The following is a 13,783-nucleotide window of genomic DNA, read 5'->3' on the forward strand; positions in this document are numbered from 1 at the left end:
AGACACAAAAATGGACTGCCGGTATTACAGAATAAATGTAAATTTTACAAATAATCTTTCAGCGCTTCTCTCAATTTGATGAGCGCTCTGTATATCTGCACTTTAACTGTGTTCTCTGAAATGTTGAGCTGTCGGGCGATTTCACGGTGGGATAACAAAAGTTTTCGGCTCATAAGGAAGATTTTGCTGCATTCTTCGGGAAGGTGACGAATGGCTTCAGCGATCTTGTCCTGCAATTCTTCCTCCATCAGCTTGATGTACGGCGATTCTTCCGGTACATGAGGATAAAGGTTATCCAGTTTTTCTAACGTTTCAGGATCATTAATGCCGGGTTTAATGCGGTTCCTGGTAATGTAATTAATACAACTGTTGTGCACGCTGCGTTGCAGGTATGCTTTGAGGGAAGTGTTAACTGAAAGCGAACCGGGCTGTTCCCATATTTTAAGGAAAAGGTCAGAAACAAGATCTTCGGCAACGGAATCAGAATGAACAAACCCCCGTGCAAGCCGGCACAGGTCGGAATAATAAGTAAGGAAAAGCATCTCATATGCCCGGTAATCACCCTTTCTGATGGCATCTACCAGGAATTGATCCGCTTTTGAAAGCATTTTTCAGAGATTAAAAACAACCAATTTACCGATTTTTTTGATTTAACCATATGTCATGCATGGCGTTTATCCTGAGTTAGCCGAAGCAAGTCGCAGCATTTTTTTAATTCCTTGCGTACCCCGGTGACCAGTCAACCTTGGCCGCCGAAGTTTCAGCGGAGGAGGCAATCACTAATTACTAATCACTAATTACTAATCACTATTTTCGAACTCTATTGAACTTAAATTGTTTTAATTTAGACAAGTACTTCTTAAACAACTTTACATCGTATTCCAATGAAAAAGTTTAATAAATCAGTATTGGTGGTTCTGCCGCTGATCCTTGTTGCCTTATTGGCTGCAGCATTCATTTCTCCTTCGTCTCACACTTCCGGAAAAGCATCCATAACGGTAGTTGCTAAATCGGATACCTTGCCGGCCGACATTAACGCATTTGTACAGAACTCCTGTACCGCCTGCCATGCCGATGGTGGTAAAGCTCTGGCCATGTCTAAACTGAATTTCTCGGAATGGAACAGTTACGATCATGACAAAAAGGTAAAAAAAGCAGGAGCCATGGCCAAAATTCTCGAAAAAGGCTCCATGCCTCCGAAATCCTTTCTTAAATCCCATCCTGAAGCAGCACCCACGCAAGCACAGGTTGATTTGGTGAAGAACTGGTCGAAGGAACTTTCGAAGGAGTAATTGTATTCGGAAAAAGCCGTCATTGTAACGTCCTGCCTGTTCGGGCAGATTGCTTCGTCGCAATTAATATTTACTATAATCATTAATTATCAGGCTCCTCGCAATGACGGGGCTTTACTCCGTCTTCACCGAATCCGCCGGATCTGCCGATGCCGCCCTGTACGATTGAATAGCAACTGTTAGCAGGCCTAATATTAGTACGCCTGCACCCACGGCAATAAAATGAAGAATACCAGGTGGCTGTTTATACACAAAACTTTTTAGCCATAAATGAATGCCCACGATGGACACCGGAATGGCTATCATAATCGCAATTATTACAAGCCATGTGAATTCACGTGAAAGGATCAGGATGATATTGCTCCCCGAAGCGCCCATTACTTTCCGGATGCCGATTTCCTTTGACCGTTGTTCCACTACATATGAAGCAAGAGCGAAAAGACCCAGGCATGCTATAACTACAGCAATTATCGCAAATGAGGATATAATGCGTCCGGTGCGGTTTTCCGATTCATACATCTGTGCATAGTCTTTATCAAGGAAAGTATAATCCAGGGGATAACCCGGATTAATTTGCTGCCATGCCCTTTCAATCTTTTTAACCGCATGATTCGTTTTGGCAGGCTCAAACCGGAAAGCTACTTTTTCACCTGACCTGGCGAGCGACATTCCAAGCGATCCAATATTTTCATGGAGCGATTCCCAGTTAAAATCGGCTACAACACCTATAATATGCATGGTTCTGATCAGGTCTTCGCTCATTGTCGAATCAAATGCTCCCTCATATACCTGGATTTCCTGTCCAACCGGATTATCAAAATCAAATCGACGGGCGGCCCTTTCATTCAGAATTATTGCTGCGGAATCGCCGGGTATGCCGGCCGAAAAATCCCTGCCTGAAATAATTTTCATCCCCATGGTTTTGATATAGTCTTTATCCACTGCCCATATCTGCATATTCACTGAAGCCCCTGGTGTGCGGTTGCCTTTTTTCCAGAAAGTGTTATTATTCCGCAATGAATTGGCAACCGGGAAAAAGCCTGAAACCGTTCCGGCTAAAAAGGTTTTATCTTTCAATACTTCATTTTTGAATTGAATTGCATTTTCTGCAGGCATTCCTGCGACATCAATTGTAATTACTTGTTCCTTCAGGTATCCTGGCTTAAAATTCCTGATGTAATTCATCTGCCTGTAAACCGTAATGGTTCCGATGATGAGAATAGTCGAGACGGTGAACTGGAAAACGACAAGAAAACTTCTTACCTTTCTTCCCCTGTTACCTTTTGAGATCTTACCTGAAAGCATGGCAACCGGTTTAAACGAGGAAAGCACTAAAGCAGGGTAAACTCCGGACATGCAACCAATCAGAACACCGCCTGATAATATCGTAATCCAGAACTGGGTATTTGAATATGGCAATTCGAGTGATTTTCCTGAAAGCAAATTAAAATAAGGGGTAAGTGATTGGGCCAATAAAACGCCTATAATCACGGCAATGAGCGTAACTATTACAGATTCAGCCAGGAATTGCAAAACAAGATATCTCTTTTCAGAACCCATTATCCTTCTTATGCCCACTTCCCTTGTTCTTTCGGATGAAATTACCGTAGACAGATTCACAAAATTGATTACAGCTAACAGCATAATTAAGACTACAGCAGCAGAGAATATATATATATACCGGATGTCGCCATTGGCTTCAAATTCCGCTTCTATATCAGAGTGTAAGTGTATTTGAAGAAGTGGTTGCAACACTTCCTCAACGAAGGTTCCTTCTTTGAATAACTGATCGATGGTTTTACCCATAAATGCAATCGCCTGCGGTTCGGAATACCTGTAATACAATTCATTTATCTTCTTTTGTAACCCTGCTGTATCAACATCCTTTTTTAACAGTATGTATGTAATATATGTATTGCTCAGCCATTCATCAGTTTTGCTTTCATCCAGTCCTGACATAGCCAGCATCATATCAAAATGGAAATGAGAAGCCGAAGGAATATCCCTGTAAACACCTTTGACAATGTAAGGCTGTTCTCCGTTTATGATGAGCTCTTCCCCCATCGGATCCTTGTCTGAAAAATACTTTTTGGCTGCAGATTCGCTAAGAAATAATGCGTTCGGATCGCTTAGTGCGGCCGAATTTCCGTTTATAAGATCTATCGAAAAAATATTGAATATATCCGGATCGGCATATATTCCTTTAAACTCCTTGTAATGCTTTTGACCGCTTTTTACAAGGAACATCCCCCAGGGTCTGAACCGTCCGGCTTCTTCAATACCGGGTATTTCATTGCGTAAAACCTCAGCTATTGGCGGTGGACTTCCTGTATAAAATGCTTCGGTTCCGCCGAATTTCACAAAGCTTATTACCCTGTAAATCCGGTCGGCTTTTGAATTAAACGTATCATATCTCAGTTCATTCAGGATGTAAACGGAAATAAGAATTGCGCAGGAAATACCGATTGACAGGCCTGTTATACTTATGAATGTGAAAAACTTATGCTTCCGAAGATTTCTTAAAGCAACAAGAATATAATTCCGGATCATTTCTGTGCCGTGTTTGGGTTAAACGGGTTAACAATGAAACAGAAACGATCGGTGGGGAGAAACGTTCAAATCCGGATGCCGGATACCGGATGGTGACCCGACTGCTTTATTCCTTATGGTGGATTACACGCGACCAGGTAGGTTCAGTGTCATCATTTTCGTAAACGTAGATCGTTGTATTTATTGATTCATAAGTAGTATCACATATCTGGGTAACGGAATCACAATTCACAACATAAGCGTTTTCAAGAAAGATCCTGTAATCGATTTCTCCTGTTTGTGTTGAAGTAAATATCCTCGATTTCTCTTCGGAATTCCAATCCCCGTAAGTCCAGCCTGTGTTTTCCTGGAATGCCGGGAAAAACCAACTGGATCCGACAATCTTTACTTTTAAATTAGATCCCTCAGGCAATATGGCAGCCAGTGAAAATATTCCTTGAGTTGAAAAAGAAATTGTATTGGTTGTATCCAGCAGATTAAGTCCATTGGCCCCTGATGCAGGATATGTTATAAATGCAGTATATTCAAAATCGCTGTTTTCAATAAAATTCTGGATATAACTTTCGAAATCAGGAACAGCGGTATTCATCCCTAATGCTTCATAACGGTTTTCCAGGTTTGCCCTGATCACACCGGCATCAATATTTCTGGCGTTGTTTATAAGTTGAGTTCCGATTGAACTGCTGTTAAGAATACCGTCCTCACGAATATCCGTGCTAATATTGGCTATCAGTTCAGAAAGATCCGAAACCGAAAGATATCCCTGGAGAATCACAGAAATGGCAAGTAAAATAGCATTATCTTCGCCTTCTTTGGTAATATCCAGTGACTCAGAGGAAGACATGTCCGGTTTTTCTATTTCAAAGATTTTCAATATCTCTGATTGTGCTTGTTTCTTAGCTTCATTAAACGTTTTGCCATTATGGATTAAATAAAGAACACGACTTCGTTCCAGGTGTGATAAAATATTAATGTTTAAACTGGTTCTGTCTGTTAAATCAGAAAGTGCAAAGAGGGTTAGCTGAGAAGACGAATTCTCATTCGTCACTTCATTGTAATAATATCCATCGGCTTTTACTTCCACAAAAGGAGAAGCCAGATCAATGTTATATACTTCAAAAGTACCTTTATTATCAAGTATCTGGGCGTTGAAAGTTCTGCCGGTGGCACTGAAATCACCGGATAATTCGGAAAGGATTAATGCAGTTCCATTCAGATAAGGACCCTTTTGAACAAAACCGTTCAATTTATCCAGGGTAAGTTCTTTATCATTACTTTTTTCAGGTTCGCAGGAAAGCAACACAATAGCCATTAACAAAAGAACGTAAGATTTCATGGTGGTTTTCAATTTATTGTTTTGGTACTGAAATATACGAATTATTTGTCCACCGGGTTATAACAAGGCACCGCTTTGCCAAAAAATCATCTGCTCATAAGAATATTATTCGGATTTCAAAGATTCCACCGGATTTGCTGCCGCGGCACGAAATGATTGAAAAGCAACAGTGAGCCATGATATCAGCAATACACCCAATCCGACCGCTATGAAATGCAGCACTCCGGGGTGTTGCTTATAGACAAAGCCCCGAAGCCACAGGTTAATGCCATAGACAGCAACCGGCAATGAGATAAGAAACGCTATCAGCACCAGCACGGTGAATTCCTTTGAAAAAATGAAGATGATATTCCTTTCTGAAGCACCCATGACTTTCCTGATTCCTATCTCCTTTGATCGCTGCTCTGTAATAAACGCAGCCAGTGCAAAAAGTCCGAGACAGGCAATAAGTACCGCCAGTATGGCAAAAGAAGTGACTATCCGTCCGGTCCGGGTCTCCGCATCGTACATCCTGGCAAAATCCCTGTCGAGGAAGGTATAATCAAACGGGTAATCCGGATTTATGTTTTTCCATTTTTCTTCCACAAGGCTCAATGCATGCTTTGTATCTTCCGGTTTAAACCTGAACATAACCTTATCGCTTGAATGCCCGAGATACATGGCCAGTGAACCAATACTGTTATGAAGAGATTCCCAGTTAAAGTTTTTGACAATCCCGATAATATGGAATGTTTTTACATCCGCTTCATTTATTCGATTATCAACAGTACCGTTAAATACCTGGATTTCTTCGCCCAACGGATTCTTAAAACCAAATAGCTCTGCGGCTCTCTCATTCAGGATGATAGCTGAAGAATCGCTCGGAAACTCCTTTGAAAAATCTCTTCCCGAAACGATTTGCATCCCAAGGGTCCTGATATAATCATGATCAATTTGCCATGATTGCATATTCACTGAAGATTCCGGTGAACGGTTTCCCTTTTTCCAATAGGTGGTATTATTCCGGTTTGAATTAGAAACAGGCAGGAATCCCGAAATGGTACCTGAAACAAACGACTGGTCGGCCAGCACCTCATCCCTGAATGTAGATGACTGGGTTTGAGAAATGCTACTGGCATCCACAATGATGACCTGTTCTTTTTCAAATCCCAGTTTGAAATGCTGAATGAAATTCATCTGGTTGTAGACGGTGATGGTACCCAGTATTAAAATGGTAGAAATGGTGAACTGAAAAATGACAAGACCGCTTCGTATTAGTCCGTTCCGGCTGCCGGCAGAAAGCTTTCCGGATAACATGGTAATGGGTTTGAAAGCCGAAAGCACCATGGCGGGATAAAGTCCGGCAATGGAGCCTATCACGAGGCCTGCAACAATAACCAATAACCAGAAAAGAGGATTCAGATCCGGTATTGAAAGTGATTTTCCTGAAAGGGAGTTGAAATAGGGCATCAGCAGATTAGCCAAAATAACACCAATAATAACGGCAACCAGGGTAACCAGGATGGATTCGGCCAAAAATTGGAAAATCAAAAATTTCTTTTCGGATCCCATTACTTTTCGTATGCCAACTTCCCTTGCCCTGTCGGCGGAGCGTGCGGTTGAAAGATTCACGAAATTGATAATGGCCAACAGGAGAATGAATATCACAACCGCTGAGAATATGTAAATATACCGGATATCGCCGTTCGCTTCAAACTCTACAAGTGCGTCCGAACGCAGGTGTATGTCGAGCAGGCGCTGTGGGATTTCTTCTACGATAGTTCCCTGTTTAAACAGCTCGTCAATAGTTTTGCCGGTAAAAGCAAGTGCCTGGGGACCGGCATATTTATAGAAAAGGTCATTGATTTTTTTCGGAACAGCCTTTGGATCGGCGCCGGGTTTCAGAAGATAATAAGTCTGGAAATTATTGCTGAGCCATTCCCCGTTCTTACTCTCATCAAGGCCGCTCATGGCAAGCATCATGCTGAAGTGAAAATGCGAATTCCGGGGAATATCCTTGTAAATGCCGGTGATTGTATAAAGCATATTGCCATTCAGCACAAGGGTTTTATTCATAGGATCTTCCTTTCCGAAATACTTTTTTGCCGCGGATTCACTGATCACCATTGTATTAGGCTCCTGCAGAACAGTGGCGAGGTTACCTTTAACGAGGGGTATTGAAAAAATATTGAACACATTGGGATCGGACCACACCGCCTCAAATTCCTTGAAGCTTTCCTTATCTTTTTTTACAAGGAACATTCCCCATGACCTGAAACGGGTTGCATCTTCAATCTCCGGGACTTCTTCACGGATGACAAGTCCGAGTGGCGCAGGGCATACTGCATAATGCGCATCATTTCCCCCGAAGTTAATGTGACTGATCAGCCTGTAGATCCGGTCGGCTTTGGTGTTATACTTATCATAACCGAGTTCGTCGATTACGAATATGGATATCAGGAGTGCACAGGCAATTCCTATAGAAAGTCCTGTGATATTGATTATGCTGAAGAATTTGTGTTTCCTGAGGTTTCTCAGCGCGATTAAGAAGTAGTTACGGATCATCTTTAACCTTTTTGCAGTTATATACTATAGACGCTGCAAAAACGGTTTAGATGCATATCAGGAGAAGAAATATTAAGATTACGAAACCAAAAATACTGGCTACTCTGAAATTACAAACTTAATTCCTGTTTCTTTTTTGTTATTTTGAAATGTAATGTAATACATACCTTTGCTCCAGTTCTGAACTATAATTTGTTGAAGACCCGGTGTCATCTTCTTACGAAAAATCGTTTTCCCTCCCGCTAATTCAACAATTGAAATTATTCCTTCTTCTTTAATATTAATATTTATATTCTCCTTAACAGGATTCGGGAAAAGTTCCATAACAGGTTCTCTGAAAATGATATCCGTTGATACAGGGTTTAGTTCAATATTCAGATAAATATTCTGAGGCAGACTTTTACATAGTGTGCTCGTATTTGTCAGGATTAAACTGTAAAGACCTTGCATTTCAGGTACCACATTTTGCAATATCAGGTTTTGACTTTCCGATATTAGGTTTCCAGGTCCTGTCCATTGATAGGATACTCCTTCAATAAGCGGGGTCGATAACACTACTGTATCTCCTGAATAAACCGGTTCGTTGTATGAAATTACGGGTATACCCGGTAGTTCATTGACAATTATTGAAACGGAATCTTTATTACTGTAACAGCCCGAATTATTATCTTTAAATCTCAGAAAATAGAATCCTGAATGGTTAACGGCTGCAGGTGCAATTACAGGATCAACTGCATTTGAATAAAATCCATCCGGTCCGTTCCAGATAAAACTTACACCTTCCGTGTTTTCTGTAAAAAGTGTTATGGAATCATTGACGCAATAATCCGATTCATTCAGGATCAAAGGATTAAGAGGCTCCATAAATATATTTGCTTCTGTAATTCCAGTGTTTGTGCAACCCGTCACTGTATCTTTCACTATAAGAGAATATGTGCCTTTATGAAATGAGCCTGCCTTTTCTATGACAGGATTTTGTTTATCGGAGATGAAATGATTTGGGCCGGTCCAATAAAAGCTAACTCGTTCCTGATCATTTGCAGTTAAAACAAGGTCGTTCCCCGGGCATAAAGGAGAATTTGAACTTATAACCGGGGAAAGCGGCAATTCATTTACGATTACATGTATTGAAGATACATCGGCTGAACATCCTGTTGATATGTCCGTAATTTCAACAATATAGTTTCCGGAATCCGACAGGTGTGCATTTTCTATCGAAATTCGGGGAGAAATAATTATAGAATCGTTGGGCAGTATCCATTGGCAGATTCTGCTAACCGAAGAATCGGTGCCAAGTTGAATATTTTCACCTGAACAAACCTCGCATGAACCAACTATCACTGGTTTTTCAGGTAAAGAGTTTATGGTTATATCGCTGCCATTGTCGGCTCCTGCTATTTCAGGATCAGATGATACAACCCTTATCCTGTAACCATTCCCATCTGGAATATCATCCGGTATGGTAATTTGTAGGGTATCTGATAACGAAGAAAATTTATTTCCCAATATTGTGGGCACAATAAAGCTGCCGGTGCTGTCTGATAATTGGGCCGTAAATATATTACCGGTTTTGTATATACCTTCGGATACATATTTAACATAATCGGTTTGTCCCTTGCAAAACCTGGCGGGTGTTTCAATTTGGATGGAATACGTGAAACTCTCCCCTGATATCCTGGTTATCCTGTTTTTACCCATTCCGTTAAAACATGTGAAATCTCCCCCGATTACTATTTTTCCGTCGGGTTGTAAAGCAGTGGCACAAACTTTCTGATTAGCTCCGGCACAAAGCGGATAATCCGGATCTGGATCACCGTCAGAAGTCAAAAATGCGATGTGGTTTCTTGGAATGTTTTCGTTTAAATATTCGAAATCTCCTCCGATTACTATTTTTCCGTTTGGTTTTATAAGTGTCGTGTACACAGGATTGTCAACGCCTTTGTTTCTGAATGTCCTGTCTGCAGTGCCGTCAGGATTTAACCTGACAAGATTTTTTATATTCAGATTGTCATAAGTGGAAAAAGAACCTCCCGCGATTATTTTATTATCTGCCTGGATTGAAATAGTATAAATAATACCATTGTTACAGTATGAAATAAAAGTATTATCCAACGAGCCGTCAGAATGCAACCGGGCTATTCCGTAAATCGAAAAAGTATTGATCTTGCTGAAACCGCCTGCGATAATGATCTTACCGTCTTTCTGCAGTTTGATCGCTTTAACTCCGTTGTTTGTTTTAATGGCTGAAAAAGAAGTATCTATTGAACCATCAGTTTTTAATCGGAGAACATTGACAATGGTCGGGTTTGTAGCGGCAATAATAATTTTTCCGTCATCCTGAAGGGCCATCGCATTTATTGGTCCCGAGAACTGCGAACTAAAAGAATTATCCAATGACCCGTCTGAATTTAAGCGGGCTATCCCCGAGTTTAAGACACCATTAATGCTTTTGAATTCCCCTGCAATAAGTACCTTCCCGTCGTCCTGAACTGCAATATTGTACACACCGCCATCCGGGTGTATTTTGGCATCAAATGTTTCATCCAGTGAACCGTCAATATGTAACCTTGCTAAAAAGGTTCTTTTTGTGCCGTTGAATGAATCAAATAACCCGGCGATAATAATCTTCCCGTCTTTCTGAAGAGCAATATCCTTTACTTCCCAGCTTGCACCGGTGGATCCTATAAACTTGTAATCTAGTTCTCCATCTGATAATAAACGGATGATTGATGGTCTGAAAATATTTAATGTTGAACTCATACTGCCTGCTGCTATGATCCTTCCATCCGGTAATATTGCACAGGTATAGAATTTATAAAAATATGAAGATTGATTTTGCTTTGCAAAACCACTATCTAATGAGCCATCCGGATTTAAACGGGTAATGCTGTAATTCGTAATTGAATTATATGAAGTAAAGTCACCTCCGATAACAATCTTTCCGTCGGGTTGTATTCCTGTTGTGAAAACATTTCCTCCTGCGCCGTTTCCTGTAGATTTAAACGTCACATCAAGTGAGCCGTCCGTGTTTAACCGGGCTATGCGACTTACGTAAGATCCGTTGACGGTTGAAAAATAACCTCCGATAATAATTTTTCCATCAGATTGCAGGCTGACCGACTGGATAAGTGCATCGGAACTTGTACCTGAAAGTACAACATTAAAAGTTCCGTCCTTGGATCCATTTTCATTTAACCGAACCAGCCCGTTTTTGGTTGTAACCAGAATTCGCCCATCCGGTTGAAGAGTTGTGGCATAAATGGTTCCTGCATAAGCCGGTTTAAATGTTGTATCCAGAGACCCGTTATAATTTAAACGGGCCAGGCTATTAATATTTGCGCTATTGTATGATGTGCACTCGCCTCCGAAAATAATCCTGCCATCATTTTGAATACTTAACGCATAGATTTTGTTATTTGCTCCTGAACCTGTATTAAAGGATGGATCTATGGATCCATCACTGTTTAATCTGGCAATATATTTACACTGTAACGAATTGAATTCAGTAAAATACCCGGCAATGATTATTTTGCCGTCTGGTTGCAGAGCAATATCCCTTACTCTTTCATTAGGTCCACGGCCTTTATAAAAGCTATAATCAAAGGTTCCGTCGGTATTCAGTCTGACAATACCTTCTCCTAATCCTGTATTTACACCATTTGAACAAAGAATTTTACCATCAGGTTGAACAACGATTTTATTAATTATTGAAAATGGATGATTGATTTTATCAAAGCCTTTATCAATGCGGTTGAAAGTAGTATCTGTTACTACAAAAGGCGCTGCCGGAAGAGAAGAATTACCGCCGATAAGCCTGGCGATTCTGTTTTTTCCCACATTATCAATAGATATAAAATTACCGCCGATCAGAATTTTTCCATCGTTTTGAATGCAGGCGGAGTTAATTGTTCCATACTTGTTAGCTCCTGACCCCGGGTTGAATGTCAAATCCAATGTGCCATCCTGGTTGATTCGCGTTATACCAAATTGGCGATGTCCATTATATATTGACGTCCCAGTCAGAATAATTTTATTATCGGGTTGAATTGAAATTGAATTAAGCCCAGAATTTGGTCCTTCTCCGGGATTAAAAGTATAATCCAGGGTCCCATCCTGATTTAACCGGGCTATATTTATTCGCTTTATTCCTGAAACTGATCCAAACGCTCCTGCAATGATTATCTTACCATCGGGTTGCAGCACCATAGCAGAAATTGTTCCATTCAATTCTTTTCCGGGATTGAAGGAATCATCAATTGTTCCGTCACTGTTAATCTGGGCAATACCATTTCTCTTAACGCCCTTATAACTTGAAAAGGAACCGCTGATGATGAATTTGCCATTTGACAACCGCGCAATCTGCCGGATAGGACCGTCAGCACCGGTTCCGGTATTGTATGTATAGTCTGTTTTCCCGTCAGTATACAATCTTCTCAGATAATAAGCGGTTTCATTAATCATAGCGTTGTGGTAATTCACACTGATCAGGATTTTACCGTCAGGCTGAATTACTGCATCCAGAATACTGTTGTACTGGTCAAACCCTGCATTAAATGCATTATCAATTGAACCGGTATTATATATTCTTGCTATACCAATTCGTGAAATACCCGTGTATGCGGTAAAATTTCCGATAATAATTATTTTATTGTCGCTTTGTAAAATTGCCTTTGTAATACTATTATTTGCTCCACTGCTGATAAAAGAATAATCAGTTGTCCCGTCAGCGTTTATCCTGCATATACGATTAAAATTCTGACCATTCATTCTGGTGAAATTTCCGGTAACAATTGTCTTGCCGCCAGGCTGAAATAAAAAACACGAAACAACACCATTTGCCCCCGAACCTTTATTAAAAGTATTATCGTGATCACCATAACTGGTTATGCGGGTCACGAACCGGACAGAAGTTTCATTGTATTCAGTAAATTGCCCAACCATGACAATTTTGTTATCCGGTTGTACGGAGAGATTATTTACGGTTGCATTAGACCCGGTACCTGCCCAAAATGTATTATCAATGGATCCGTCCGGTTTTAAACAGGCAATGCGATTTATTGATGTTGAGTTAAAAACTGTAAAATCACCTCCGATAATCAATTTCCCGTTACTTAGTAATTTGACCGTATTAATGGTTCTGTTGGCTCCTGTGCCTGTAAGAAATGTGTTGTCAATTGTGCCGTCCGTATTAAGCCGCACAATCGAATTACATGATACTTTATTGAAATATTTGAAACTGCCCACCAGGATTATTTTACCAGCGGCATCAGGGACTATTTCTTTAATATCAGAATCCGCGCCGGTTCCGCAATGAAAAGTTGTATCGACTGAACCGTTCAGATTTAACCTGGCCAACCTGTTTTTAGCACTGCTGTTGAATTGAGTAAAACTGCCTGCAATTAAAATCTTAATTCCCTGAAGAGCAATAGAAAGAATGCTATTATCTGGTCCTGTTCCGATATTGAAAGAATTATCCACACTTCCATCGGGGTTGAGCCGAACTATCCTTTTTTGTGCAATACCGTTAAAAGTTGTGAAAGATCCCCCGGCCAGGATCTTACCATCAGGTTGCATCTGTAATGTCAATACATTTCCGTTAGCTCCGGTTCCAATATTAAAAGTATTATCCAATGATCCGTCCGGATTCAGCCGGCAGATCCGATTTTTGGAAATGCCATCGTATTTTGAAAATCCGCCTCCTATTACTATTTTACCATCGCTCTGAACAATGCAGGAATAGACGTAAAAATCGGGACCCAGTTCGGTATGGAATGATTTGTCAATAGAACCATCCGAATTTAGTCGGGTTATATAATTTATGTTTGACCCATTGTACTGCTTGAACTCCCCAACAAGTATTATTTTACCATCAGGTTGAATAACTGAAGAATATACATACCCTCCGGCACCATCTCCGTTGCCGAATCCTATATCTTCAGGATTAAAAGAAAGGTCATTTGAACCGGGTTGAGCTTGAATACAGACAGTAAATAAAATGAATTGGAAGTTCAAAATAAGGTGAAGTAATCGCATCATAACTGTTTTGGGTGTATGAAGTGAT

6 protein-coding genes are annotated in these 13,783 nt (G+C 40.5%); 1 reads left to right on the forward strand and 5 read right to left on the reverse strand.

Annotated features, from left to right (window positions below; translation table 11 throughout):
- Nucleotides 1-44: 44 nt before the first annotated feature.
- Nucleotides 45-608 (reverse strand): RNA polymerase sigma-70 factor, encoded by a 564-nt coding sequence (locus VK179_06785; protein HLO58429.1) that lies wholly within the window; start codon nt 606-608, stop codon nt 45-47.
- A 276-nt stretch (nt 609-884) separates the two neighbouring features.
- On the opposite strand from VK179_06785, the gene VK179_06790 reads away from it, so the two are divergent.
- A complete protein-coding gene (locus tag VK179_06790; GenBank protein HLO58430.1) occupies nt 885-1,292 on the forward strand; it encodes a heme-binding domain-containing protein in 408 nt (135 codons plus the stop codon).
- A gap of 114 nt (nt 1,293-1,406) precedes the next feature.
- Here the strand turns inward: VK179_06790 and VK179_06795 are convergent, their stop codons facing one another.
- The 4 genes from VK179_06795 to VK179_06810 all read right to left on the reverse strand — a co-directional run bounded on the left by VK179_06795 (nt 1,407) and on the right by VK179_06810 (nt 13,758).
- Nucleotides 1,407-3,842: an ABC transporter permease gene (locus tag VK179_06795; protein ID HLO58431.1), complete on the reverse strand. Its 2,436-nt coding sequence runs from the start codon at nt 3,840-3,842 to the stop codon at nt 1,407-1,409.
- A 106-nt stretch (nt 3,843-3,948) separates the two neighbouring features.
- Nucleotides 3,949-5,178: a hypothetical protein gene (locus tag VK179_06800; protein HLO58432.1), complete on the reverse strand. Its 1,230-nt coding sequence runs from the start codon at nt 5,176-5,178 to the stop codon at nt 3,949-3,951.
- 105 nt (nt 5,179-5,283) lie between these two features.
- Nucleotides 5,284-7,722: an ABC transporter permease gene (locus tag VK179_06805; GenBank protein HLO58433.1), complete on the reverse strand. Its 2,439-nt coding sequence runs from the start codon at nt 7,720-7,722 to the stop codon at nt 5,284-5,286.
- Between the two features lie 99 nt (nt 7,723-7,821).
- On the reverse strand, nt 7,822-13,758 hold the full coding sequence (locus tag VK179_06810) for a T9SS type A sorting domain-containing protein (protein ID HLO58434.1): 5,937 nt from the start codon (nt 13,756-13,758) through the stop codon (nt 7,822-7,824).
- Between the last annotated feature and the right edge of the window lie 25 nt (nt 13,759-13,783).

This window comes from Bacteroidales bacterium (assembly GCA_035299085.1).
Classification (GTDB): Bacteria; Bacteroidota; Bacteroidia; order Bacteroidales; family UBA10428; genus UBA5072.